Origin of the sequence: Spirochaeta isovalerica, assembly GCF_014207565.1 — a bacterium.
In the GTDB taxonomy this organism is placed as follows: domain Bacteria; phylum Spirochaetota; class Spirochaetia; order DSM-2461; family DSM-2461; genus Spirochaeta_F; species Spirochaeta_F isovalerica.
In genome coordinates this window covers 85,140-110,871 of the sequence record NZ_JACHGJ010000010.1, presented here as the reverse complement: position 1 = coordinate 110,871, position 25,732 = coordinate 85,140, and the positions used below count along the sequence as shown (strand labels likewise).

The following is a 25,732-nucleotide window of genomic DNA, read 5'->3' as shown; positions in this document are numbered from 1 at the left end:
CCTTTTAATCTACGACTTCAAAATCCGCGTCTTCCGCGTTTTCATCAGATTTCTGGTTTTCTCCGGCCTGTGCTCCCGGGTCAGCTCCCGGTGCTCCCTGAGCTCCCGCTTCAGCCGCCTGGGCTTTGTACATCTCTTCAGCCAGTTTATGAGAAGCCTGAGCCAGCGCTTCGGTTTTCTCTTTGATCTGAGCCGCATCATTTGTTTCAAGAGCTTTTTTCAGATCCTCTTTGGCCGATTCGATTTTAGATTTATCTTCTTCGGAAACCTTATCTCCGAAATCTTTCAGAGATTTTTCTGTTGAGTAGATCAGGTTATCAGCGTTATTTCTCGCCTCGATAGCTTCCTTCTGAGCCTTATCCGCTTCGGCATTGGCCTCGGCATCTCTCACCATCTTGTCGATTTCCTCTTCGCTGAGTCCGGAAGAAGACTCGATTCTGATTTTCTGCTCTTTTCCCGTACCCAGGTCCTTGGCGGAAACATGAACAATACCGTTTGCATCGATATCGAAAGTTACCTCGATCTGGGGAACGCCTCTCGGCGCGGGAGGAATGTCTGTCAGGTCAAAGCGTCCGAGAGTTCTGTTGGCCGCAGCCATTTCTCTTTCACCTTGAAGGACATGGATAGAAACGGCATTCTGATTGTCAGCCGCCGTAGAGAAAATCTGGCTTTTCTTTGTAGGAATGGTCGTATTTCTCTCGATCAGTTTCGTGCTGACACCGCCGAGTGTTTCGATTCCCAGAGAAAGAGGCGTTACGTCGAGAAGGAGGATGTCGTTAACATCTCCGCCGAGGACACCACCCTGAATGGCGGCACCCATTGCAACAACCTCATCGGGGTTAACACCTTTATGGGGATCTTTTCCGAAAATTTCTTTAACGATTTTCTGTACGGCGGGGATTCTCGTGGAACCTCCGACAAGAATAACCTGATCGATATCGGAAGGATTGTATCCCGCATCTTTCAGAGCTTTTTCACAGGGGATTCTTGTTCTCTCGACGAGATCCTCAGTCATCTGCTCAAAGGCCGATCTGGTGAGGTTGTACTGAAGGTGTTTGGGACCGGAAGCATCTGCCGTGATAAAAGGCAGATTGATATCAGTCGCCTGAGTGGAAGAAAGCTCTTTCTTCGCCTTCTCAGCCGCTTCTTTCAGTCTCTGGAGAGCCATTCTGTCTTTGGAAAGGTCGATTCCCTGATCTTTTTTGAAGTTGCTGACAAGCCAGTCAATGATCTTCTGGTCGAAGTTGTCTCCACCGAGGTGAGTGTCACCATTGGTAGACCTTACTTCGAAAACACCATCTCCGAGATCGAGAATGGAAATATCGAACGTACCGCCTCCGAGGTCGTATACGGCGATTTTCTCTTCCTTATTCTCTTTTCCGAAACCGTAGGAAAGCGCCGCTGCTGTCGGCTCGTTAACGATTCTCTTTACATCGAGTCCGGCGATTTTACCGGCATCTTTCGTAGCCTGTCTCTGAGAGTCATTAAAATAAGCGGGAACCGTGATAACCGCTTCGGTAATGGTTTCTCCGAGGTAGTCTTCGGCTGTTTTTTTCATTTTCTGCAGAATAGCCGCAGATATTTCGGGAGGAGACTGATGCTTCCCTTTAATATCGACGCGAACATCGCCATTGGGGCCTTCCGTAGCGTGGTAAGGGATCATTCCGAGTTCTTCACCGACCTCTTTGAACTGTCTCCCCATAAATCTTTTGATTGAATAAATTGTGTTTTCAGGGTTGGTTACCATCTGGTTCTTGGCGGGCTGACCAACCAGTCTCTCGTCTTTATCTGTAAAAGCAACCATCGAGGGGGTAGTTCTCTGTCCCTCTTCATTCTGGATAACAACGGCTTCTCCGCCTTCCATGACCGCTACACAAGAGTTTGTGGTTCCCAGGTCAATACCAATAATACGTCCCATTTTAATTACTCCTTAAATAATCCCCAAATAATGAATTCTTTTTTTCTTTTCTAAAGGCGTCTCATAAACAGAAAATCGGCGCTGCGCCGAAGATCACTTATGTGGCGTCTTTTGCAGCAGGTTTGGCGACCTTAACTTTAGTCGGCCTTAAAATCCTGTCATGCAGTTTGTACCCGGTCTGAAAATCTTCAACGACCGTGGTAACTTCAACATCTTCCGAGTCTTCCATCATAAGAGCTTCGTGAAGATTGGCATCGAACTCCTGTCCGACAGCCTCAATTTTCTCAAGACCCCACTTGCTGCTGAGCATGGAGGTGAAGTGCTGCTCGATCATGGCGATTCCCTCCCGGAAAGAAGCCAGATCATCGGACTCTGCAGAGGTTTTAATCGCTCTCTCGAAATTATCGATCACTTCGATCAGGTCTTTGAGAAGCCCGGAATTCCCGTATTTGATGGAATCCTGCTTTTCTTTGTTCATCCGCCGTCTGAAATTTTCAAAATCGGCGTGTTTTCTGAGATACTGATCCTTAAGAGAACTGTTCTCCTCTTTCAGTTTCTCTATTTCAGCTTCAAGCAGAACAATTCTGTCTTCATCTGTGAGCTCTTTGTTCTCTTCTTCTGATGATTCCTCTTCCGCAGAAGCCTTTTCTTCGGGAACGACCTGTTCCACATTGGAAGATTCCTCATCAATATTCGCGTTCTGATCCTGTACGGACTCTTCCGGTGCCATTTCTTCTTTCTTGGCCATCGTTTCCTCTGTTGTCTAATTGATGTCAATAAAATACTAAAGAGACTAAAAAAACGTCAAGTATTTTGACTGCCGTAATTTGCAAGCTTACTTTTTACGTTTTCTACCTACGTCAATATGCAGTTTATGAATAAGGTTCTGATATTTTTCCTCGACATATTTCCGTTTCACTTTCAAACTCTGAGTCAGCTCCCTGCCGATCGTGAAGCTATTGCGGACAAGAAGGACTTTAGAGATTTTTTCGAAAGCTTTAAAACCCTGTTCTTTTGAAATAAGCCGGTCTATCTCTTTCTTTACATGATCGAGAATATGGGGGTTCTCTATGGCCTGTTCATCGGAAACCAGATAATCCCCTTCCCTGAGCTTAAGACGGGCCGCCAGATTCATCAGCTCCTCTTCATTCATAGCCACCAGCGCTGTCAGCTGTTTCCTGTCCTGTCCCAGAACTACGGCGTGATCGATATAGGCGCTTTCTTTCATCTTCGATTCAATATTTTCCGGCTCGACGTTTTCTCCCCCGGACAGCACGATTGTGTCCTTGAACCGGCCGACGATGACATATTCACCGTTTTCAGACTGAACGGCGATATCACCGGTGTTCATCCAGCCCTCGGAATCCAGGACAGCTTCGGTAGCCGCAGGATTTTTGTAATAGCCTTGCATAACCTGGGGTCCTCTGGCATAAAGGATCCCCTTCTCACCGACCTCGGGAACCGATCCGTCCTCTTTCAACAGCTTTATTTCCGTATTGGCGAAGGGGATGCCCGTCGATCCGTAAGTATTTCTGTGAATCTCCCTGGACAACAGTCCGGGAGCCGTCTCTGTCATCCCGTAGGCATTTACGATAGGTATGCCGATGGAATTGAACAGCTCATCGAGGTAGAGGGGGAGAGACCCGGCGCCGCAGACGGCAACGCGGAGTCGGCCGCCCACCTTATCTCTGAAACTTTTAAAGAGCTTTTCCGCAGCCAGATGCTGGGGCGTATTGATCCATCGGCGGAATTTATGTTTTCCCGAAGAAAGGAACCGACGAAGGTCAGTCCGTTTTTTATAAGAGATATAAGCTCCTTCCAGATAAAGAGACGAATAGATATAACGCTGATTATGCTTGATAAGGGAAAATATGATTAACTTCTTAAGCCCGGACATCTCCCCTATGGCTTTGATGATCTTCTGGTATATAGACTCCCAGATGCGGGGAACGGAAATAATGAGATGCGGCTTGAAACGGGAGAGATCGGAAGCGAAGCGCATGGGCGACGAGTAGACGAACATCAGTCCCAGATAGAGCCCGACATACTCGAAGGCCATCTCGAAAACATGCCAGGACGGCAGCATTATAACCGTCGTCTCCTGATTGTCACGATCCACCTGAAGCCTTTCCGTATTGGCAATAACCTGCTGAAGGAAATTTCTATGATTCAGCATGACGCCTTTGGGATTACCCGTCGTACCCGATGTATAGACAATGGTTACGGTCCGCTCCTGATCGATCTGATCAAGCCATTCCTCCGTCCGGTCATCTCCTTTCTCAAGGAGCGCTCTTCCCTTTTCCAGAAGAGGCTCGAGGAAACGGATTTTACTCCGCAAAGACTCATCGACCTCATTCGGATCACCATCATCCACAACAATGAAATTACGGCACCGATCACGGTCCTCATCGGTAAAAACGGCTGTCAGCTCATTGAGCTGACTGATGTTTTCGACAATGAGAAAAGTGGAATCGGAATGTTGGTAAATAAAATGCTGTTCCTTTACCGTCGTATCGGAACCGCGGGGAACAGTCACGGCGGAGAGAAGCATAACAGAAAAATTACAGACGATCCATTCATAGCGGTTGCATACGAAAAAGGAGACATGATCCCCCTCGCCGATACCAAGTTCGGCAAAGGCGGTTCCGAGAGCGCGGATATCGCGGCTTAATTGAAAATAGGTTTTATCGATAAAGCTGTTGCCGATACGGGTTTTATGAGACACCCTATCGGGAAAATCTTCCGCTGTTCTGAAAGGTATTTCAACTATATTTCTGAAATTCAACATTTTATTACATCCTTAGTGAAGATAACTATACAGCTCTCCGTTAATAATTATAATCGATAATTCGGTTTTTACACAAAATTACAATTGTTTAAAGGTAAGAGAACTGGTACCATCAGTCCAATGATTCACAATGTTTTGTTAAATGGAAAAATTAATACTCTCCTCGTAGTGGAAGACGGTGAAGCTGATTACTCCGTCAATCCTCTTTTCGAAGCTATTAAACAGCAGGCGGAGAGAATTGAACTCCTCGAACAGCAGAACAGTTCTCTGATAAAACAGGAGGAAATCCTCCTCAGCATTCTGGAACTGTCAACAAAAGCCGCCTCAGGCAATGTATCGGTTGAAATCAGCAAGGATAACGATATTCCCTACCTTGAAGAGGCAATGGAAGATATCGACTGATACTTACTTTGAACTGACAAGAGCTGCTCATCGGTGAAGCAGCTCTTTTTTTTTTGCCCTATATCAAAAGCGACGCGCGCTTTTAATATGAGAAAAGACACAGAAAGACTGTGGCAAACACTTCCACTGGAGATAAAAAAAGCTGCGCTTTATACATAGCGCAGCCTGTAACATTCTCAGAAAAGAATCTACTTTCTGGTAAAATCGGGGGATAGCTCAAGGATCAGTTCCACTTCACCCTGACTGAGTTTGGTCGTTCTGGCAATCTCTTCGCTTTTCCAGCCCTCATGAGCCAGGCGCAGAACCATCTCTCTCACTTCCATATCGGGAGAACCGGCGGCGGGACTTCTTCTCTGCCGTTCAGACGGGCGACCTTCTTTTTCCATAAGTTTTCCGAAAAGCTGAACCTGCTCTCTGGCCTTCTTGCCGATTGAATCGATACGGGCTTCCGTACTGGCCACCCACTCACGGGCTTTATTCATCGATTCAATGCGTTTATCCAGTTCCGTGATAATTTCATCCAGACCGGAAAGCTTATCAATAACGGTTTTAACCTTATCCTGTTCCTCCCGGAGAACAGAATGCTGCTCTTTGGCTTCATTTAAACTGTCGAAAAGCGGTTTCAGATCGGTTCGCACGGTATTGACGGCTTTTTCAATAGTTTCCATCAGCTGGAAGTTCCGGTCAACGCCTTCTGTAGTTGTATCGATAACAGGACCTTTCTTCTCCAGCCTTGCAAAGCGCTTGTCTATGGAATCCTGAAGGTCTTCGATCTGCCTCAACCGCACCTGATATTCCTGTAGGCTATCGTGAGTGGTCGACACTTCATCGAGCTTGAGGTTGACCGAGTCGGACAGGCTGATAATACGGCTGATTCTCTCATCCATCGTATCGATCTTCTGTTTTTCGCTCATAACTTTGGCGAGTTTCGTCTGTATATCATCATTGAGCCTGAGAATATCCTCAAAGTCGCTCCGGATGGCGTAAACCTGGCTGCTGCTCTTCTCGACCTGAGCTACCTGATCTTTAAGAGCTTCTATATCGGCTGTCAGAGCTTCCTTCAGAGTATCGGCCCGCTCAAAGATCTGGGTCTGGGCAATAAAATCCTGCTGTTTCGCTTCAATCTCTTTCAGGTTCCCCGACAGGACATTGTAATCATCTTCGATTCTGCCGAACATTTTCTTCTGAAGGGCGTCCACTTTCTCCCGGGTATCCGCCAGTCCCTGCCGGATATCTTTGGAATGGAGTTCCGACTCACTCTGGATCTCATGGGACTTTCTCTGGAAATCGAGAATGAAATCATCGTAGTCCGATCTGAATTTATCCAGAGCCTGCATACTGCTGCGCTCAAGTTCTTTATTCAGTTCTTCAAGCTGCTTGCTGTTTTCACTGATTTCCCGTCTCAAAGAAGCTCTTTCTTCATTGGTGGAAACAATAAGTTCCTCCCTCTGGCTCCTGAAATCATCGCGGATAATCGAGATGTTTTCTGTCATATCTGTTTTAAACCCGAGAATCTGGTCGGCGAGAGCCGACTCATCAGTTTTCATCTGCTGTACCATTTTGGTCTGCCACGAAGACAATTCGGTCTGGCTTCTCTCCATGGAAAGGAACAGCTCTTTCCGCGATATTTCGAAATCGGACATCATTTCATCGAGCTTGATCTCCACAGACTTATCCGCTTTATCAAAACGTTCGGCAATACCTTCCCGGAACAGGCTGAACTGCTCATCGAACATGGCGGAGGAGCTTTCCCGCAATCCGTCAATTTCATTGCGGAGAGACAAATGGAAATTTTTCATCTCCTCTTCCGTCGTGCTTATCGAATTATCAACAGACTCCCGGAAATCCTGCACCTGTCCCTTAAACATATCGAACTGGCTATAGATCTGGCTCTGCAGTTCAGAGAGCTTCACTTTCATATCGGAAGACCAGAACTGCTGCAGCTCCTCTCTCTCCCTTGTGCCCTTCAGATCGATATCCTCCATCCGGAAATCAATGTTCTTCTGCCATTCCTCAAGACTGTTCTGCATGGCAGCATCGCGTTTTTTCAGATCGGAGAAAAAGTCATCTTCAAAAACTTTGAGTTTTTCAGAGACATTGTCGTAAGCCCTGCTTTTAAGAGCTTCAAGTCCGCTCTCAAGCTCATCCATGCGGAGCTGAACGGCATTGCCCTCTTCTTCGAGAGAGTTCCTGAACGCAGCCCTTTCCTCCGTAAGATTCTCCTTGAAAATTTCAAAATCCCTTTCGACGGAGGCCACAGCCTCCTGAAGAGAAATTTTAAGATTGCCTTCCAGATTATCCAGGTCTTCCATAAAGCCGTCGAGCCGGTCAAAACGGCGGGACACCGCCTGCTCGTATTCACCGACCTTCTCTTCGACAGAACGGATGAGACCTGTTTCAAGCTCTGCGGCTTTCTCTTCGATTTTTCCGCCCATATGGGAGGAAATATTTTCAAGCCTTTGAGCCAGATCTTCGGTTTCCGAATCTATCTGTTCTTTAAAACTGGTCATCTGCTGAGAGATTTTACTGCTGAAAACCGTCACTTCATCCATATTGGTTTTCATTTTCTCTACAAGAGCGGAACTGTCCGCCTCCTGGTCTTTTATCAGAATGCGGCAGCGGTCAAGGACCTCATCGGCTTCGCGCTTCATAAGCTCTTCATGCTCGCCGAACCGTTCCGTCAGAAGATCGAGCCTTCTCGATGTTTCCTCTTCATGTCCTGATACCTGCTGGTCTGTACGGAGGAAGGCATCATCCATCTGAGCCTTGGCATTATCGAGCCTTTCTTTCAGATTTTCCCAATAACTTTCAATCAGTTCCAGCGATGCGCTATGCTTCTCCGCCGCATCCTTTTTAACTGTCAGTTCAAGATCATCATAACGGCTGGTAAGCCCTTCAAGGCGGGAAACGGCCTCCCGTTCCTGCGATGAAATCATCTCACCTGTTTTATTGAAAGAATCCTCCATTTCCAGACGGATCTGCTCTATTCTGCTATCCAGGGATTCATTAAATTCAGCGATCTGCGCTTCAGCCCGGTTCAGCTGTTCTTCAGCCAGAACCTTCATGCGTTCTTCCAGAGATTCCTGATCTTCACCAATCCTAACGGAAGCCGCCTGCGCATCTTTTTCGACGATAAACATGGCTTCTTCAACTGAGCCGATCTTTTCACGTATTTCTTCAACCGTAACGGAAATGGAATCCTTAAGCTCATTTATTCCGTTTTTCCAGTTATCTTCAATTCTGTCCGCAGTCGTATTGATGCTGTTTGTCAGTTCGTCAAAAACCTCGGACTCAAGGCGGCGCCCCTTCTCGGCCACATCGGCCAGGTAGCCGTCATAGGTGTCACGAACCGCTTCCATCTCTTTCTGAAATAAAGCCAGCTTCTCCTGAGAGAGATCGCTGTGCTTCTGATCGAGCGATTCAACAGATTCCCGGAAATGCCGAACCATCAGCTCGGACTGCTCGACCTGCTCTTCAATGGTCCGTATCCTCTCTTCCGTACTCTGAAGCAAACTGTCCTGAAAGTTGTCGAGGTTGGCTTTGTTCTCTTTTACGAATTGATCCTGCAAAGCCCCCATGGCTTTTTCCAGCAGCTGTATCTTTCTCAGAGACTCGGAGATTCTCTTCCCCACCGTATCGACATATTCCGACTCGTCACGGATTTTGAGAAGGTTCTCATCGACCCGGGCCGTCATGGCCACAAGCTCTTCGACCCGTTCGTTATAGATCGTGACTTTCTCATTGAAGTTATCGATTGTCTCGCCGTGAGCCATCATCTCATCACGGGCGGCTTCAACGCGTTTCAGGATTTCCTTGTCGGTCTTCTCCTGAATATCCATATCGATGGAAAGATCGCGGATGGCATCCTTCTTTTCCTGAACGATCTCATCGAGCTGCGCCCGGACTTTATCGGCGTATGAGCGGACCTTCTCCAGAGACCTGTTGTTCCTGTCAAACTGCCTGAAAACAAATAGTAGAATGGTCAAAATTCCAAGAACAATTAAATCCCCGGTATCAAATATCATTTTATCCTCTCAAAATCCTAAAGATATCTTTTGATTTTATCCATGAAATCGCTATAGCTGCTGAAAGTAAAATCAGCAATGGTCCCGTCCCTTTCACTCGATGAAAGATGACCCGATATCATCCCGGCGCTTTTGGAGCCGGTAACATCATAGGAATAGCTGTTGCCCACATAAATCACTTCCTTCGGAGAGACTCCCAAACGCTCGCTGAGAACCTCGAAAGGCCGTTTGTGGGGTTTGAGATAACCGGTTTCCTCCGATGAAAGCTCGACATCCCAGAGATTTTCCAAACCGAAATATTCCAGTTTCCGCCCTATGGGAAAATCGGAGAGAACAGCCGTTTTCAATCCCATGGCTCTAATTGATTCTATAACCATTTTGACATTACCGTAAGGTTTTATTCGGGAAAAAGTTCTCTCCCATCGTGTGTAGAAAACATCATCGATGATCTCTTTCGCTCTGTCGGCAGAGATGCGCAGGGTCTCACCCAGGAGCTGAGCCTGAACAGCGTAGAAATCTTCAATATTATCCCGTTTCCTGATCTCTTTTCGAATTTCCCCGAACTTATAGATGAGAAGGGGATGAAACGCGAAGAAGGGTACAGAATTGAGCTGCATTTTCCAGTTGGGATAGAGAGTTCCGTCAATGTCGAACGCTACCGCTTTTACCGCCATGTTATTGTTGAGGCACTTTTATAATGAATTCTCTCCTCTGAACAGAAGAAAAAGAGATGAAAGCGCCCCCCTCGCTTATTATTAATATGAAGTTTCTCAAAATCAGATATTTTCATCATAATCAAGGCGCCCGGAAGCACAGTTACGTCTGTAAATAAGCTTATGGGCATCGCAGAAGATGGTGAAAAGATGAGTATTGAACTACTTCAAACTACACATTACTAGAATATACCCCAATTATCAAGCAATTCATTCAAAGCGGTAGGTGAAACGGCCTTTGATGGGAGTTTCAGAAGAATTGGAAAAGGTGGCCTGCTGAAAACCGTAGAAAACGGCTTCATCAATCTCGGCAAAACCTGTCCTGTCTGTAAACCTGACATTGGACAAAACAGTCATTCCCTCTCGATCTTCAACGACAAAGGTAAAAACGACACGCTTCCCTTTAAGATTGTAATCGACACTTTTATATACACCGATATCATATCCGCCTTCAGCCAGAATCGCCCAGAGCTCAGGTCTGTATTGCGGCGGAGGCTGTTTGGTTCTGTAATAATCCCCGTCACTCAATGCAAAATACTGATTGAGGATTCCTTTTTTCTTTTCTGCGGTTCTTGTGGAAAGCACCGGATCATCTTTTAGCGAATCAAAGACACTACTGCTGATAACCGGGGGCAGAGGCAGATAAAAATAAATGGGCGCTCCGAAAGACCGGCTCACCAGTCCAGGAGTAGCATCGAATGTTGTTTCGAAGGAGTTCCCCTCCTCTTTACCGGACGTTACATCGACAACTTTCTCCACCTCTGCAGGAGGAGCATCAGCAACGGCGGGCCCGCTTTCTCCGGTCCGGCTTTCGCTGCTCTGTTCAGCCTGTCCCTCATCTCCCGCTTCCTTCTCGGCGACAGGTATTTCCCGGGCTGTTTCAGACTCCCGCTCTTCCGGTTTCACAGTCTCTTCAACCGTTCCGCTCTTCCGCTCTTCCGCGGTCTCAACAGGCTGCTCAGTTGTGACATCGGGCTCATCAATATTTTCAACAGGAGCCGCGGGAAGAGAGTCCGTGACCTCTTCAGGTGCATCGGCACGGCCCAGCTTGATCAATACCGGACCACTGTAATCCACCAGATCCTCAATAAAGAGATAATCGGATACGAGATAGGCACCGACCACAATCAGATGAATTAAAAGAGCTATACCGATTGCGGAAAAATCCCGCTTTCTCTGCTCTTTTACAGCAACTGAAGCTTTCATTCATCAACCTCGGACCTGAGCGTTACCAGACTGACCGCGTCATAACCGTTGTACCGGAGAACATCGAGAATGGTTATAATCATCTGGTAGGGAATATCCTTCGCCGATTCGAGTACCACGTTTTCACCTTCGTCGGTGGGATCGAACTCAAAAGAAGCTACCGCATCGGGAAGAGTTTCCATTGTGTAGGGAATGCTGTTCAGATAAACGGTGTCGCGGTTTTCAACTGTTATAATCATTTCGGTAATCGCCACGGAAGTCGTTGTCGATGATTCGGGCAGCTCCAGTTCAATCCCCGGCGATGTATTGAAAACGCTGGAAACCATAAAGAATACCACCAGCTGAAAAACCACATCGATAAGAGGAGTCAGATCGACTACAACCTGAGGCTTCAACCGTCTTTGGAATTTCATAAATTTACTCCCCCGACCGGGGTTCCGGCTCTACCGTCTCCTCCTCGTTGAGGAGAATGAGCATATCATTGACCTGGGATTCCATTTTAATCAGTATCTTGCCGACCTTATCAACAAGATAGTTGTAAAAGATCACAGCGGGAATGGAGACAATGATCCCGCCGGCTGTGGTAATCAGGGCTTCGGAAATTCCTCTGGCCAGTACAGAAGGGTCGCTGACAGCGCCGAAACTGCCCAGAACCCCGAAAGCCTGGATATTACCGGTTACTGTACCGAGCAGTCCGAGAAGCGGGCTGATGTGAGCGATTGTCCCCAGAAAGGACAGAGACCGTTCCAGATGGGGAATCTCCTGATTGGCCGCTTCCTGGAGAACCTCTTTCTGAACATGTTTCGGATAATTACGATGCTCTATTCCGGTTTTCATTAACCGGGTAAAGGGGGAAACGGTGCTCTCGCAGATAAAAATCGCTTCGTCAAAGTGTTTTTTCTCGACCGTTGCTTTAATGCGGTTGAAAAGCTTGTCCTCGTCTACTCTCGTTTTTCTGAAATAAAGAAGCCTTTCAATGATTATAGCTGCTCCGACCAGAGACAGCAGAAGAATTATCCAGAGGATCACTCCCCCTTTCATCAGTATATCCAGCATATTCACTCCTGTTTACATTCACTTAATTCAATAATTAAGTATATATCACAATTTAATGGATAAACCTGTAAAAAAGTTAAAGGTTACGGATCGACTGTGGGGAGATTGAGAGATTCAACACCTTCAATGCGAACCAGGTGAATAAAACCGCCGGGGAATTGCCCTTCAAGAGTTACGGGGAATTTTTCAAGTCCCGTATCCATAACGGACACGTGGAAATTGCCATCTTCGGTAAACCAGGGGAAAAATGCCGCGACATGACGGTACTGGCGGAGAACCGGTGCTGTACCGAACTCCGTATTTATGGCTCCCAGATAAAAAGATCCGGGGTTTTTTACAGCCTGGAGATAGAGAACGGCCATAAGATCTTCAATCGCATACCCCACATTTTCCGTATAGTGGAAAAACGGCGTTTCGTTGACATCAAAATCCTTAATCCCGGGAACCACACCGGTTTTCTTCTCATAGAGCTCCGATGCAATATTGCGAATCCAGTCCAGTCCGAACAGCGGATCGCGGTCACGGTAATTATCATTCCAGGAGTTCATTGAATCATCGTACGCCGGTTCCCGCTTGAGCGTTTCCAGATCCATATAGGGTCCGAACAGATCGACTTCTCCGCGATAAGAGGAATAGACGCCGTCGCCGATCCATTTTACAAAACCGGAGCAGTTCATGCCCTTCTCATCCCGCTGGCGCTGCTCTGTCTCAATATAAACAAAATCTCCGAACCGGTTCTGTGCACCATCGTCGACCTCTTTGATCGATGTGAGATGAGGCCGTATTTCCCGAACCATATGCTCGATCATATCCCATTCCGACCATGACACATCTGTAAAAATGGATCCCCAGTCTATACTGTCCGAAGTCAGGTTGATCAGCATGGAAAAAGGAGCGACGACCATACGCTCGAATTCGACGGGAATAAGAATGCTTTCGTAAATCTGCACACCGAAAAGATAGACATCCATCCGCGTACGGCTTCCTTCGGGAAACAGGCGGATATAGGACCCTTCATCATTCTGTATAAATATTTTTAACTGGAGAAAGCGTCCTGAAAGGATGTCTCTTTTTATAATGTAACTGCCCCGTCCCCATACGGGAAAAGAGTATTCGAATTCATTGAGAAAAAGAAGGTAGAAGTGTTCCGCCGTTTTACGCACTTCGAATTTTACGGGAACGGGTGATCCGGACTGGGTGAAGATCTTTTTCGGAGTATTGAGAACCGTCAGAAAAGGAGCGAATACTGTCTCCTTCAGCTCCTGACGTATTTCATAATTTTCATAAAAAGCCGCGCTTTCCAGCATCCGGTATGTCGCGCCGATATTACTCTGCGCCGGAAGGTCAGGAAAGACAGTCATCAAGAGCAGAAAGGCTGTCCATGTTGCAAGAGTCTTTATCACCGGGCCTTTCACAGCTCTTTACCGCTCCTTCAGATCAATGGAAAAGGGAATCTTGTTGAAATTGAATTCCTTTTTAATCTGATTCTTAATATAACGCACATAGGATTCGGGAAAGTTTTTCTCTCTGTTGACAAAGAGAACGAACTGTACCGGATCACTTGAAACCTGTGTTATATATCGGATCTTAAAGTTTTTACCTTTAACCATGGGGATTGGAGTGTAATCGACCCATTCGGCGAGAGCGTCATTGAGAATCGGCGTATCAACCCGCTGTTTCATTTGCTTCCGTACCTGCAGCGCCGTATTGAGAAGTTCTTTCATACCCTCGTTTTTCAGAGCTGAAATGGGAACGATCGGCGCGAAATCCAGAATGGGGAACAGAAACCTCATCCTGTCCTCCACGGCTTTGAATTCGTTCTTGATGTCCTTCTTCAAGTCCCATTTGTTAACGACGAGAATAACGCCTTTCCCTTTCTTGACGATCTGATGGGCGATTTTTTTGTCCTGTTCCGAAAGCCCTTCCTCCACATCGATCAGAAGAAGAACCACATCGGACTGGCTGATGCTTTTGATGGCGCGGTTGACCGAGTAGTATTCCACATCTTCAACGACCCGCTTTTTCTTTCTGATCCCCGCCGTATCCAGAACGCGGAACACCTGGCCTTTGTACTTAAAGTGCCCCTGCACCACATCTCTGGTCGTGCCGGCAATAGGAGAGACAATGGAATCCTCCCTGCCCGTTAAAGCGTTGGTCAACGTCGATTTACCCGCATTGGGTTTTCCAAGAATGGCAATCCTGATATCCGGTTCATGATCCTCGCGGGCTTTCAGGTTATCGAAATCGATCATCGAGAGGATTTTATCTTCCAACTCCTGAATATTCCGGCCATGAGCCGCTGAAATCCCGATAATATGTTCAAATCCGAGGGTGTAGAAATTGTAGATTTCAGGTTCTTTCTCCACATGATCTACTTTATTGGCGATTAGGAGAGTCTTACCCATATGAGGACGGAGATGTTCAATATAAGCTTCGTCCTCGCCGGACAGTTCGTTAACATCGAGCATAAAGAGGATAAGATCGGCATCGCCAAGAACATTAAGGCTCTTCTGTGCGACCAGTTCATCGAATTGATCATCCCTTTCAACTTTGTAACCGCCCGTATCGACAATCAGGACTTCCCGTCCCGCTATTATCGCTTTCTCTTCGATGGCATCCCTTGTAACACCGGGCGTCGGGTCGGTGATGGCTCGTCTTTTTTTTAGAATCCGGTTGAATAAAGTGGATTTTCCCACATTCGGACGGCCTACGATAACGATCCTGGGCAGTATTTTATTAGTATCTGATATTGTCAAATTTTTCCTCCATCCAATTCCTGACATACTTGTCGATATCACCGAAGGACTTCATGGCCATAATCGTACCGACCAGTTCCTCGGCTTCCGACATTGAGACGGAACGGATGATTCTTTTAATTTCCGGGATGCTGATGGCACTCATACTGTACACATCAAGCCCCAGACCTAGCAGGATGACGGAAGAGTATAGATCTCCAGCCATTTCTCCGCACATGCTGACCGAGAGCCCCTGTTCATGGGCGTTCTCTATTACCATTCTTATGAGCCTGAGCACTCCGGGATGAAAGGGTTCATAAAGCGTGGCGATTTTTTCGTTTCCACGGTCAACCGCGATAGTATACTGGATTAAGTCATTGGTTCCAATAGAGAAGAAGTCCACTTTCCGCGCAAGTATGTCGGAAGTCATGGCTGCAGAGGGTACTTCTATCATGATCCCTACGGGAATCCGTTCGATAAAGTTTATTTTTTCTTTTCTGAGGTCATCTTTGGTCTCTTCCAGAATGGCCAGAGCCTTTTCAAGTTCCTCAACTCCGGAAATCATGGGAAACATGATTTTGAGATTTCCGAAAACCGAAGCCCTGAGAAGAGCTCTCAACTGCTGCTTGAAAAACTCCTTGTGCTCGATGCAGAACCGGATAGCCCGCCACCCGAGAAGGGGATTGTTCTCCGCCAGATTATTCACTTTCGGGATGAATTTATCTCCGCCCACATCGAGAGTACGAATCGTGACGGGCTTGCCTTCCATCGCTTCCAGAACGGTTTTGTAAGCTTCATACTGCTGTTCTTCCGATGGAACCCGTCCGGGCTGCATAAAAAGGAATTCGCTTCGATAGAGACCGATACCGTCGGCGCCGTGAACCAGAACCGAATCGACTTCCTCGGGGATTTCAATATTTGCCTGCAGATTGATCAGCTTGCCGTCTTTCGTTTCGGCGGCCAGCATATTCATATTGAGCAGTTCGCTTTCACGCTTCTGATACTCGAGAAGCATTTTCTCATAGAGGGCCCGTGTATCGTCATCAGGATTAATAATGACCTTACCATGATGTCCGTCGACAATGATCAGATCGTTGGTATTGATGCTCTTGGTCAGCTCCCTCAATCCCAGAACCGCGGGTATCTCAAAGGATTTAGCCAGAATCGCCGTATGAGAGGTTCGCCCTCCGCTGTCCATGGCAATGCCTTTCACCATTCTCTTATTCATTAAGAGCGTATCCGAGGGCATGAGATTCTGGGAAACGAGAATCACTTCCGTATTGATATCGGCGAGGGATAATCTCTCCCTGAACATAAGATGGTTGATTATCCGTTTGGCCACATCGAGAATATCAACGGTTCTTTCGCGCAGATAGAGATCCCTGGATGCGTTGAGCTTATCGACCAGATCCTCTATAACCGACTTGAGAGCCGCTTCGATATTGATCATATCATTTTTCATTCTCTGAAAAACCTGATCATTGAACATGGAATCGCTGAGCATCAAAAGATGGGAATCGAGAATCCGGCTGTTCTCCTCTGCCACTTCCTTGGTCAGCTGCTCTTTCAACTGATTGAGATCCGAGGTGGCTTTATTGACAGCTTCCTCGTAACGGGAGATTTCCGTATCGATAGAGTCGTGTTCTATAGTGTATTTAGGTACGGCCATGCTGTCTTCCATATAAAGGAAGACTCTGCCTATAGCGATACCCGGGGAAGCTGAAATACCGTGAAATTCTTTCATTTTAATACAATCATACGCAACTTTATTTGTACTGTCAAATCAGAGAACCTCATGATTCACCATCAAATGCCGATAAAAAAATCAGTACTATGAACAGAACAGAACAAGAAAAGAACAGACAGAAAAAACCAGCTCCTTCAAAAAAAAATTCCGGTAAGAAAAGAGCCCCTCAAAAGAAAGGAATTATCAGGAAAAAGAGCAGTGAAGAAAAGTCAAATAAATCCCTCATCCCCCTTCTGATAATACTGATTATACTTCTTATCGCCACTCTTTATCTGACCTTCGGAGAAAGCAGCTCATTCCTTTCCTCTCTCATATCCAAAGACACCGAAGCTCCCCCTACCATCGAGCGGCCTGAAATAATACAAACGGAACTCCCTTCAACAGAGGAAAAAGATGATGACACTTTCGCCGTTACGAAAGAAGTCCCCCTGACAGAAGAAGAGAGTCTGCCGGAACCGGAGGCGACAGCCACCCCGGCCAAAGAAATGAAATCCCGGCTGTTTTTTGTCAAAGTAAATGATGAAGGACAGATCAGCATAAAGAGCATCATCCGATCCATACCTTACGATACAGCTCCTCTGACTGAAACGATGCGCTCTCTCATGCTCGGTCCCGACCGGTCTGATCTGAATAAAGGGCTTCTTAATCTCATTCCCCAGAATTCTGAATTGCTATCAGTAAAGATATCAGGCGGCACCGCTTTTCTGGACTTCAACGAAAACTTCCGATACAACTCTCTCGGATTTGAAGGCTATAAAGCCCAGCTTATGCAAATTGTATACACGGCGACGGAGTTTGATTCCGTCAGTAATGTGCAGATACTGATCCAGGGGGAAAAACTCGATTATCTGGGAGCCGAAGGCGTTTATATTGGTGCACCTATAGACAGGGATTACTTCAACACATTTTAAGAAGAGATTCGAGCTTATCTTGAATATCTTCAACAGATATGGTTTCTTTGTCTGTAATATAAAAGAGGAGTTCCTGGTTACCCTTTTTACCTTTCACGGGAGAGAGATCCACCCGGGTAACAAAGCAATTTTCCTCCCGGAGCCGATAGAGAACTTCCATAGCGACTCTGAGAATCTCCTCTGAATCGCGCAAAATGCCGTCAAAGGAATCATCAGGCTGTCGGATCTCGAACTGAGGTTTTACAAGAGCGATCAAGTATCGTTCCGTTGTCAAAGACAGAATTTTCGAAGCAGCGTCGTTGATTGACCGGAAGGACAAATCTGCCACCGCCCCTGATGGCGGTGGATCGAGAAAATCCAGATGCATGATATTTGTTTTTTCATGAACAAAAACCCGATCATCGACGCGAAGCGAGTAATCAAGCTGATTATAACCGACATCTACCGCATGAACAAAAGAAGCCCCGTTCTGTAGAAGACAATCGGTAAAACCGCCTGTCGAAGCTCCCGCATCGAGAAACCCTTTTCCATTAATATCGATTTCCCAGAACCGGAGAACTTTCTCAAGTTTATAACCGCCCCGGGAAACATATTTCTTTCTTGCAATTTCAGGTTTAACGTCTGAGGAAACCATGCGTTTAGGATCGCGGATTGTCTCTCCGTTTATCTTCACTTTACCGCACATGACTTCAGAAAAAAGCTCTTTCCTCTCGAGATCGGGATACAGGGAGCACAAGATATCAAGAAGCTTGATTTTTTTCATTACTCGCCGGTTTCGCTCTGAACAATACGGTCTATGGAAACAGCTTTTCCGCTTTCGGCGTCTATCAGTAGATGAACACCGTGAATGACAGATTCATTATCGGCGACTTCAACCTTCAAAGGCAATTGAGTCAGAGATCGTTCGATGGAAATTTCCGGCTTAGTGCCGATTACACTATCTTTCGGCCCGGTCATCCCGATATCTGTGATATAAGCGGTTCCGCCGGGAAGGATTCTTTCGTCAGCTGTTTGAACATGAGTATGAGTTCCCACAACAGCTGAAACCTTTCCGTCCAGATACCAGGCCAGAGATTCCTTCTCCATAACATCTTCCGCATGGAAATCGACTATAACGATTTTGCTTTTATTGTGTTTTTTCAGAAAATCACTGCTGTGCCGGAACGGACAGTCGACAGGCATCCCCATCCTGACCCGCCCGAGCAGATTCAGAACAGTCACATCTTCACCTTTGACATTAACGGTAACCGAACCACTTCCGGGGACACCAGGTGGATAATTAGCCGGACGGATAATTGATGAATTCTCTTTATCCATCAACGGATAGATTTCCCGTTTCTGCCAGATATGATTTCCCGTTGTAATAACATCGACACCTTTGGAGAAGAATTTCTCTGCATCTTCCGGCAGAATGCCGAAACCATCAGAGGCGTTCTCACCGTTAACGACGACCAGATCGGCCTTGTATTTTTTTATCAGTCCCGGGAGTTTAAAAAAAAGCGCCCTGCATCCAGGCTGTCCAACGACATCTCCCAGGACCAGAGCGCTTATTTTTTTCATAAAACCCTTTGTATATCGATGGGTATATTTATCACCCGCTTCTTATCAGCGGGCGTATTCGACTACCCGCGTTTCGCGGATGATAGTCACCCTGATCCTTCCGGGGTATTTTAACTCATCTTCAATCTGCTTAGCAATTGATCTGGCGAGATCTTTCGCTTTATTATCATTAACCAGCTCGTGATTGACCATGATTCTCAATTCCCGACCGGCCTGAATGGCGAAAGCCTTATCAACACCTTCATAACTTTCTGCGATTTTTTCAAGATTCTCCAGACGCTTGATATAATTGTCCAGAGTTTCCCGTCTCGCTCCGGGTCTCGCAGCGGAAATCGCATCAGCCAGCTGAACGATAACACCTTCGATCGATTCGATTTCGATATCATTGTGGTGGGCACCCACAGCATTGACAACACGGGGATCCTCGCCGATTTTCTTACACATCTCCATACCGATTTCAGCATGGTTTCCGTCACCGTCGGTTTCCAGCCCCTTACCGATATCGTGAAGAAGAGCACCTCTCTTGGCGATCTCCTTATCGGCTCCCACTTCAGCAGCGATCATACCGGCAATAACAGCAACCTCTTTGGAGTGGGAAAGGACATTCTGTCCATAACTGGTTCGGAAGTGCAATCTGCCGAGAGCCCTGATTCCATCGGGACTCATATCGTGAATTCCCAGTTCGTAGAGGATTTTCTCTCCCTCTTCGTAGATAGTCTGGCTGATCTCTTTTGTGACTTTCTGAACCACCTCTTCAATTCTGGCGGGGTGGATTCTTCCGTCAACGATCAGTCTCTCCAGAGCCATCTGCGCTATAACTTTTCTGATGGGGTCAAAGCAGGAGATAACAACAGCTTCCGGCGTATCATCAATAATGATATCAACTCCTGTCAGTGTTTCAAGAGTACGGATATTCCGCCCTTCCCTGCCTATGATACGACCTTTCATTTCATCGTTCGGCAGACTGACCGAAGTGACTGTTATCTCAGAACTCACATCTGTCGCCAATCTCTGAATCGTCGTGACAATTATATCGCGCGCTTTTTTCTCAGCTGTATGCTTTGCTTCTTCTTCAATCTTATTAATAAGACCCTGAGCGTCGTGCTTGGCATCATTCTCGAGGTTTTTGATAAGGAGCTTTTTAGCTTCTTCAGCTGTCAGGCCGGAGATCTTCTCCAGTTCCTGGATCCAGTACTGTTCCTGTTTAGAGAGTTCCTGTTCTTTAGTATCGAATTCTTTCTCGCGTTCTGTAATAGTTGCAATTTTCTTATCTAGAGAGGCAGTTTTCTTATCAAGATTGTCTTCTTTCTGCTGTACACGTCTTTCAAATCTCTGGACTTCATTTCTTCTTTCCCTTAATTCTTTATCATGTAAGCGTTTATCTTTAAGAATCTGATTCTGAGCTTCGAGAAGAATACTCTTCTTTTCCTGCTCTGCCTCTTTAACGGCATCCTGTTTTAACCGTTCCGCCTTCTGTTCAGAAGACGAAAGTTGATATCTGGCATAAAACCATCTAATTGTCCAACCTAAAAACAAACCGACGAGGGGGAGTGATACAAATAAAATAATATTGATCATATAATCCCTCACATTTATTTATATCTTATGATTATAGCGTTAGGACTTTATTTGTCAAGAACATTGATTCTTTAAAGGCTGATGGATTTGAGCAATTGCTCGATATTGGATAGACTTTTTTTGAATCCCAGGAAAAGATAGGCATGGCGACTGTTATATATAACCGGTACAAACAAAATGGCCTTAAGAAACCGTCTGTCCGAATCTTTAATAATATCCTGAAGTTCCTTATGCTCCGTGTCATGAATATGAACTATATTCCGTCGCGATGTTATTTCTTTAATCTCATCTTTGAGCAGCAGAGTACTCAGCCTGGCTATTAATTCACCGCCAATCCCAAGAGATAATTCTACATTATATCCTGTTTCATTTTCAGCATAAACGATTCCGCCGACAGCATTTATATCTCTTGTTATACCGATTAAAGCTTTATACTCATCCTTTCGGGTAGAAGCATAGTAATCAAAGTCAAACCCGCCATTCACAGGACGAAAGAAAGACTCTTCTGCTGACGGAACATCTGTTTTCTCTTCCTTAATATCGCCGAGAAATTCAGGAAGAAGATCGTCGGAATAAACCTGAACAAAATCGAGATCCTCATCATCTCCTGCCTCGAGAACAGCGTCGACAAGAGAGTCCAGAGATTCTTCTGAAGGTTCTTTTTTAAGAGCAGCCTTGATGTATTCTTCTGAATCACGACCCATGAATAGCTGATACTGGATCTCTTCAAAGTATTCCGTCAGGCTCTGGACCTCTTCTACTTCTTCGAGATCCTCTACTTCTTCGAGATCCTCTACTTCTTCGAGATCCTCTACTTCTTCGAGATCTTCTATTTCTTCGAGATCTTCTACTTCTTCAAGATCCACTACTTCTTCGAGATCTTCTATTTCTTCAAGATCCTCTACTTCTTCAAGATCCTCTACTTCTTCAAGATCCTCTATCTCTTCGAAATCCTCAACTGTATTAATATCATCATCACCACTGAGCTCTTCTATAACATCCATTTCTTCCAGTTCCTCCAGCTCATCAAATGACTCACCATCAAGCGGATGATCACTGCGGGACTTATCCATAACAAAAGAGCTATCTCCTGAATCCAGATCGATAAGATCAGCAGATTCACTGTAATAATCTGTTTTCAGAATATGTTGTGATTGACCGGAAAAATCTACATAATTCAGGGTATCCGATTTATTTCCCATTTCAACAAGAGAAGCTTCACCCATTCCTGCCAGAACAGGGATGGATTCGAGCTCCTCCTCCTCCAGTAAAGGCAACTCTTCCATTTCCATCACCGGGAGAAGTTCTTCCAACTCTTCTTCAGTAACATACTCGTCAATTGAAGAAACTTCATCTGCAATCAGCTCTTTCTGATCAATCAGTTCCTCAACATCGTCATCATCACTGAGCTCTTCAACAGCTACCGGTTCGCCCAGATCTTCAAGCTCTTCGAGATCCTCATCATCACTCAGCTCTTCTACAGCTTCCGGTTCGCCCAGATCCTCAAGCTCTTCGAGATCCTCATCATCACTCAGCTCTTCTACCGCTACCGGTTCGCCCAGATCCTCAAGCTCTTCGAGATCCTCATCATCACTCAGCTCTTCTACTGCTACCGGTTCGCCCAGATCTTCAAGCTCTTCGAGATCCTCATCATCACTCAGCTCTTCAACAGCTACCGGTTCGCCCAGATCCTCAAGCTCTTCGAGATCCTCATCATCACTGAGCTCTTCAACAGCTACCGGTTCGCCCAGATCCTCAAGCTCTTCAAGATCCTCATCATCACTCAGCTCTTCTACCGCTACCGGTTCGCCCAGATCCTCAAGCTCTTCGAGATCCTCATCATCACTCAGCTCTTCTACAGCTACCGGTTCGCCCAGATCTTCAAGCTCTTCGAGATCCTCATCATCAGTAATATCCTCGACTTCAACAGGTACGCGTTTTACCGGTCTTGTAGATTGAACAGATTTAGTCTCAATGGTCTGTGGAACAGTGATTTTTACATTTTTAAGTGCTTTCTCAATAATCTGCTCAATTTTCTTAAGATCAAAATCGCGATCATCCTGTTTCTCTTCTTTTTTCTTACTGAGAACAGAAATTATTTCATCCCAATTACTGTCGATGAGTTTATCGATCTGATCCTCTTCGTCTTTTTTAAAACGTCCAAGACCTTTCTTAAATTCTTTCCGAACCTGATCGCGGCGGGAACGCATTTCCCGTTCCCACATATCCCAATCGAGTTCGCTTTTATTATCCAGGTAATCGATCAGAAAACTCATTTGAAATTTCTTAATCCTGGAAGCTATTATTACAGTTCTATCCTGTTTGATATTGAGTAAAAGGAAAGCAAAAAGAAATACGGAAGTAAATAAAAGCGTCAATAAGACAACGACAAGAAGAGGATTAAGTTCGAGTTCCGATTCTTTTATAACGATAGAAACCGATATATCATCGAAATATCGGGACATTAGATAATATCTTTCTTCAAGATCTTCTGAACTGGAAATTAACTGAAGCTGTTCGGACCGCGAGGTAAGTATTTCACCCAGTCTTCCTCTAACCACCTCTTTCTGCTCTTCCTTCAGATCAATCAGCAATCCTGAAGTTCCGTATAGTTGAATTATATCTTCAGAAGCTGCGACTCCTTTCTGAAAGAGAAAATCTTTAAATCCTCTGGAAGAAAAATAGATTAAAGCCAGCCCTTTTTTTAACCCGAGATCATCATAAACGGGAATCCTGTAAATAAAAGTATCCCGTACGTCATCAAATGTCAGTTCTTTGCCAGTACTTTCCGTAACAAAATCTTCAACGAAATCTGTTGAATTACGCCACATATAGTAGATAATTCTGTCTGATGTCGAACTACGGATATCCTGACTATATGAACTGAAATGGATTTTTTGACTTTCCTGATTCAAGTCAACAATTCTCATGTATTCGAAACCGACTAATTCATCCACAAGGTTTCCAATAATTGTATTTCTTTCATTGATATCTTTAATCGGCTGATTAAGGGAAAAAACTTTTTTGAAACTGTCATTGCCTAAAATGATTTCGAGGCGCTGAAACGTTATTTGATTGTATTCAGAGAAAAGAGAATGTATTTCATTGATTCTTTCTTCTTTGTTTAAAAGGATTCGCTGATTATAAAAACGGGTTTCTATTTTATCAAATAAACCAGTAAATCCCAGGACTAAAAATCCTCCGAGGAGAACTATAGAGATAAGAAGACTTATTAAAACTTTATGAATCGTCCTCATTTACTCCAAACATACTCCCGGAAAAAGATTTTAGCAAAAAAATAAGGAAGGATCTGTAAACAGACGCCTTCCTTTCTATTATCGTAAAGAACAATGAAATCCTTAGAAACTTATTAGTTTGTTTCGTCAGGAAATCAGGATTATTCTTCAGTTTTTTCAGCTTCCGCTTTTTTTGCAGGAGCCTTTTTTGCTGCAGCTTTCTTTGCTGCTGCTTTTTTCGCAGGAGCTTTTTTTGCTGCAGTTTTCTTTGCTGCCGTTTTATTGGCAGGTGCTTTCTTCTCTTCAGTTTTTTTGGAAGCAGCTTTCTTAGCAGTTTTCTTGGGTTCTTCAACTTCAGGAGCTTTTTCAGCACCTTCAACAAATTCAAGAATTACCATTTCAGCTGCATCTCCAGCTCTTTTTCCAAGTTTAAGAACTCTGGTGTATCCGCCGGGTCTCTCAACGAATCTCGGTGCAATCTCAACAAAGAGTTTGTTCAGAACGGCTTTATCCGAGATCATCCGCGCAACCATTCTTCTGTTATGTACAGAATCAACTTTTGCACGTGTAACCATTTTTTCAGCTGTTCTTCTGATTTCCAGAGCTTTTGCCTTAGTAGTTTTTACTCTTTCATACTTAAACAAAGAAGTTACCATATTTCTGTGAAGAGCTTTTCTATGACTGGATTTTCTACCCAGTCTGTTAAAACCTACTCTATTGTGCATGTCTAGTCTTCCTTATTCTTATCGAGTTTAATCGTATTTTTCAGTACGCTGTAATCAGTCATACCGAGACTAAGATTCCACTCTTTCAGCTTTTCTTTAATCTCCATGAGAGATTTTTTACCGAAATTCCTTGTCTTGGCAATTTCATCTTCCGACTTTCTGGTCAGATCGCCAATTGTTTTAATATTAGCGTTTTTCAGACAATTGCTTGACCGGACAGACAGCTCAAGTTCTTCAACGGGAGTGGAGAGAAGTTTTTCAATTTCCTCTACTTCCTTATCAACTTCATCATCAGCTGCAACAATACCTTCATCGAAATTAATGAAAATGGTAAAGTGATCTTTTGCAATCTTTGCTGCTTCAGCAAGAGCGTCCTGAGGCATTATTGTGCCATCAGTCCAGATTTCAAGAACAAGTTTATCATAATCGGAACGATGTCCGACTCTGGTGTTTTCGATATTGTATTTCACCTTGGTAATTGGTGAAAAAATTGAATCGACAGGGATTGTACCGACAATCTCAACGTATTTCTCGTTAACTTCCGCCGGAATATATCCACGACCGAGATCAATCTGAATCTCAAACTCAAGATTTGCACCATCCATCATGGTACAGAGTTTCAAATCCTTATTGGAAACAACTACGCCGTCTTTTTCCAAAGCAGCAGCCGTCATTTCACCTCCGCCTTTCCACTCGACAAGAATCGTTTTCTCTTCAATATCTTCGGGAAGGCTAAGCCTGATCTGTTTGAAGTTACTGATAATCTCAGGTGTATCTTCAACAATTTCAGGAACGGACTCGAATTCGCTCGAGATTACATGAGAGTTGCCCTCTTCATTAAAACTTGTAATGCGGATAGCAGACACCGCATATCCCTGAATAGAAGAAAGCAGAATTCTTCGGAGGGTATTACCCACAGTTGAACCATACCCTCTTTCAAATGGATAAGCTACAAATTTACCCTGATACGGCGTTTCATCAACGTGTTCAAATGTAATACCCTTAGGTCGTTTAAATCCCTTCAAGAGGTTTTTACGCGCCATCTCTGCTCCTTATGCAGGACCTAATTCCGATCCGTTTTTCTACTAATCTCTACATCAATCAGGTTAATAAAAGGCAGGGAACTACACCT

19 protein-coding genes are annotated in these 25,732 nt (G+C 45.1%); 2 read left to right on the top strand and 17 right to left on the bottom strand.

Annotation, left to right across the window (positions count from 1 at the left end; all coding sequences use genetic code 11):
- Positions 1-4: 4 nt before the first annotated feature.
- The 3 genes from dnaK to HNR50_RS19485 form a co-directional block, all read right to left on the bottom strand.
- A complete protein-coding gene (gene dnaK, locus HNR50_RS19495; RefSeq protein WP_184748480.1) occupies positions 5-1,918 on the bottom strand; it encodes a molecular chaperone DnaK in 1,914 nt (637 codons plus the stop codon).
- A gap of 97 nt (positions 1,919-2,015) precedes the next feature.
- Positions 2,016-2,666, bottom strand: a complete 651-nt coding sequence (grpE, locus tag HNR50_RS19490; RefSeq protein ID WP_184748479.1) for a nucleotide exchange factor GrpE — start codon at positions 2,664-2,666, stop codon at positions 2,016-2,018.
- 87 nt (positions 2,667-2,753) lie between these two features.
- Positions 2,754-4,706, bottom strand: a complete 1,953-nt coding sequence (locus HNR50_RS19485; protein ID WP_184748478.1) for an AMP-dependent synthetase/ligase — start codon at positions 4,704-4,706, stop codon at positions 2,754-2,756.
- Between the two features lie 120 nt (positions 4,707-4,826).
- Between HNR50_RS19485 and HNR50_RS19480 the strand changes: the two genes are divergently transcribed.
- Entirely contained in the window at positions 4,827-5,108 is a 282-nt protein-coding gene (locus HNR50_RS19480; RefSeq protein WP_184748477.1) for a hypothetical protein, read from the top strand.
- Between the two features lie 188 nt (positions 5,109-5,296).
- Here HNR50_RS19480 and HNR50_RS19475 read toward each other — a convergent pair whose 3' ends face one another.
- From HNR50_RS19475 to ptsP, 8 genes are all read right to left on the bottom strand, one after another.
- Complete coding sequence (locus HNR50_RS19475; RefSeq protein ID WP_184748476.1) at positions 5,297-9,133, bottom strand: SpiroCoCo family coiled-coil protein; 3,837 nt, start codon at positions 9,131-9,133, stop codon at positions 5,297-5,299.
- 17 nt (positions 9,134-9,150) lie between these two features.
- The gene (locus HNR50_RS19470; protein WP_184748475.1) at positions 9,151-9,807 is read right to left on the bottom strand and encodes an HAD family hydrolase; all 657 of its coding nucleotides are present in this window, start codon (positions 9,805-9,807) and stop codon (positions 9,151-9,153) included.
- 249 nt (positions 9,808-10,056) lie between these two features.
- A complete protein-coding gene (locus HNR50_RS19465; RefSeq protein ID WP_184748474.1) occupies positions 10,057-11,052 on the bottom strand; it encodes a prolipoprotein diacylglyceryl transferase in 996 nt (331 codons plus the stop codon).
- Complete coding sequence (locus tag HNR50_RS19460) at positions 11,049-11,465, bottom strand: ExbD/TolR family protein (RefSeq protein WP_184748473.1); 417 nt, start codon at positions 11,463-11,465, stop codon at positions 11,049-11,051. The genes HNR50_RS19465 and HNR50_RS19460 overlap by 4 nt, the downstream gene beginning before the upstream one ends.
- 4 nt (positions 11,466-11,469) lie before the next feature.
- Positions 11,470-12,108 (bottom strand): MotA/TolQ/ExbB proton channel family protein, encoded by a 639-nt coding sequence (locus HNR50_RS19455; RefSeq protein WP_184748472.1) that lies wholly within the window; start codon positions 12,106-12,108, stop codon positions 11,470-11,472.
- 83 nt (positions 12,109-12,191) lie between these two features.
- Positions 12,192-13,523 (bottom strand): hypothetical protein, encoded by a 1,332-nt coding sequence (locus HNR50_RS19450; protein WP_184748471.1) that lies wholly within the window; start codon positions 13,521-13,523, stop codon positions 12,192-12,194.
- Positions 13,524-13,529: 6 nt separating this feature from the next.
- The gene (gene der, locus HNR50_RS19445; protein ID WP_246434125.1) at positions 13,530-14,864 is read right to left on the bottom strand and encodes a ribosome biogenesis GTPase Der; all 1,335 of its coding nucleotides are present in this window, start codon (positions 14,862-14,864) and stop codon (positions 13,530-13,532) included.
- The gene (ptsP, locus tag HNR50_RS19440) at positions 14,845-16,587 is read right to left on the bottom strand and encodes a phosphoenolpyruvate--protein phosphotransferase (protein WP_184748469.1); all 1,743 of its coding nucleotides are present in this window, start codon (positions 16,585-16,587) and stop codon (positions 14,845-14,847) included. The genes der and ptsP overlap by 20 nt, the downstream gene beginning before the upstream one ends.
- An 89-nt stretch (positions 16,588-16,676) precedes the next feature.
- Between ptsP and HNR50_RS19435 the strand changes: the two genes are divergently transcribed.
- Positions 16,677-17,501 (top strand): GerMN domain-containing protein, encoded by an 825-nt coding sequence (locus HNR50_RS19435; RefSeq protein ID WP_184748468.1) that lies wholly within the window; start codon positions 16,677-16,679, stop codon positions 17,499-17,501.
- Here HNR50_RS19435 and HNR50_RS19430 read toward each other — a convergent pair.
- From HNR50_RS19430 to HNR50_RS19405, 6 genes are all read right to left on the bottom strand, one after another.
- Positions 17,488-18,264, bottom strand: a complete 777-nt coding sequence (locus tag HNR50_RS19430) for a TlyA family RNA methyltransferase (protein WP_184748467.1) — start codon at positions 18,262-18,264, stop codon at positions 17,488-17,490. The two genes, HNR50_RS19435 and HNR50_RS19430, sit on opposite strands and share 14 nt — an antisense overlap.
- Positions 18,264-19,061, bottom strand: coding sequence for a TIGR00282 family metallophosphoesterase (locus tag HNR50_RS19425; RefSeq protein ID WP_184748466.1), 798 nt, complete (start codon positions 19,059-19,061; stop codon positions 18,264-18,266). Before HNR50_RS19425 ends, HNR50_RS19430 begins: the two co-directional genes overlap by 1 nt.
- Before the next feature lie 45 nt (positions 19,062-19,106).
- On the bottom strand, positions 19,107-20,639 hold the full coding sequence (rny, locus tag HNR50_RS19420; protein ID WP_221439938.1) for a ribonuclease Y: 1,533 nt from the start codon (positions 20,637-20,639) through the stop codon (positions 19,107-19,109).
- A gap of 71 nt (positions 20,640-20,710) precedes the next feature.
- On the bottom strand, positions 20,711-23,596 hold the full coding sequence (locus tag HNR50_RS19415; RefSeq protein WP_184748465.1) for a hypothetical protein: 2,886 nt from the start codon (positions 23,594-23,596) through the stop codon (positions 20,711-20,713).
- A gap of 440 nt (positions 23,597-24,036) precedes the next feature.
- Positions 24,037-24,600: a 50S ribosomal protein L17 gene (gene rplQ, locus HNR50_RS19410; RefSeq protein ID WP_184748464.1), complete on the bottom strand. Its 564-nt coding sequence runs from the start codon at positions 24,598-24,600 to the stop codon at positions 24,037-24,039.
- 2 nt (positions 24,601-24,602) lie between these two features.
- A complete protein-coding gene (locus HNR50_RS19405) occupies positions 24,603-25,643 on the bottom strand; it encodes a DNA-directed RNA polymerase subunit alpha (protein WP_184748463.1) in 1,041 nt (346 codons plus the stop codon).
- Positions 25,644-25,732 lie beyond the last annotated feature (89 nt).

What these genes read in the sequence shown, in the direction of transcription:
- dnaK (WP_184748480.1), bottom strand. Translation starts at nt 1,918, where the DNA reads ATGGGACGTATTATTGGTATTGACCTGGGAACCACAAACTCTTGTGTA.
- grpE (WP_184748479.1), bottom strand. Translation starts at nt 2,666, where the DNA reads ATGGCCAAGAAAGAAGAAATGGCACCGGAAGAGTCCGTACAGGATCAG.
- HNR50_RS19485 (WP_184748478.1), bottom strand. Translation starts at nt 4,706, where the DNA reads ATGTTGAATTTCAGAAATATAGTTGAAATACCTTTCAGAACAGCGGAA.
- HNR50_RS19480 (WP_184748477.1), top strand. Translation starts at nt 4,827, where the DNA reads ATGATTCACAATGTTTTGTTAAATGGAAAAATTAATACTCTCCTCGTA.
- HNR50_RS19475 (WP_184748476.1), bottom strand. Translation starts at nt 9,133, where the DNA reads ATGATATTTGATACCGGGGATTTAATTGTTCTTGGAATTTTGACCATT.
- HNR50_RS19470 (WP_184748475.1), bottom strand. Translation starts at nt 9,807, where the DNA reads ATGGCGGTAAAAGCGGTAGCGTTCGACATTGACGGAACTCTCTATCCC.
- HNR50_RS19465 (WP_184748474.1), bottom strand. Translation starts at nt 11,052, where the DNA reads ATGAAAGCTTCAGTTGCTGTAAAAGAGCAGAGAAAGCGGGATTTTTCC.
- HNR50_RS19460 (WP_184748473.1), bottom strand. Translation starts at nt 11,465, where the DNA reads ATGAAATTCCAAAGACGGTTGAAGCCTCAGGTTGTAGTCGATCTGACT.
- HNR50_RS19455 (WP_184748472.1), bottom strand. Translation starts at nt 12,108, where the DNA reads ATGCTGGATATACTGATGAAAGGGGGAGTGATCCTCTGGATAATTCTT.
- ptsP (WP_184748469.1), bottom strand. Translation starts at nt 16,587, where the DNA reads ATGAAAGAATTTCACGGTATTTCAGCTTCCCCGGGTATCGCTATAGGC.
- HNR50_RS19435 (WP_184748468.1), top strand. Translation starts at nt 16,677, where the DNA reads ATGAACAGAACAGAACAAGAAAAGAACAGACAGAAAAAACCAGCTCCT.
- HNR50_RS19430 (WP_184748467.1), bottom strand. Translation starts at nt 18,264, where the DNA reads ATGAAAAAAATCAAGCTTCTTGATATCTTGTGCTCCCTGTATCCCGAT.
- HNR50_RS19425 (WP_184748466.1), bottom strand. Translation starts at nt 19,061, where the DNA reads ATGAAAAAAATAAGCGCTCTGGTCCTGGGAGATGTCGTTGGACAGCCT.
- rny (WP_221439938.1), bottom strand. Translation starts at nt 20,639, where the DNA reads ATGATCAATATTATTTTATTTGTATCACTCCCCCTCGTCGGTTTGTTT.
- rplQ (WP_184748464.1), bottom strand. Translation starts at nt 24,600, where the DNA reads ATGCACAATAGAGTAGGTTTTAACAGACTGGGTAGAAAATCCAGTCAT.
- HNR50_RS19405 (WP_184748463.1), bottom strand. Translation starts at nt 25,643, where the DNA reads ATGGCGCGTAAAAACCTCTTGAAGGGATTTAAACGACCTAAGGGTATT.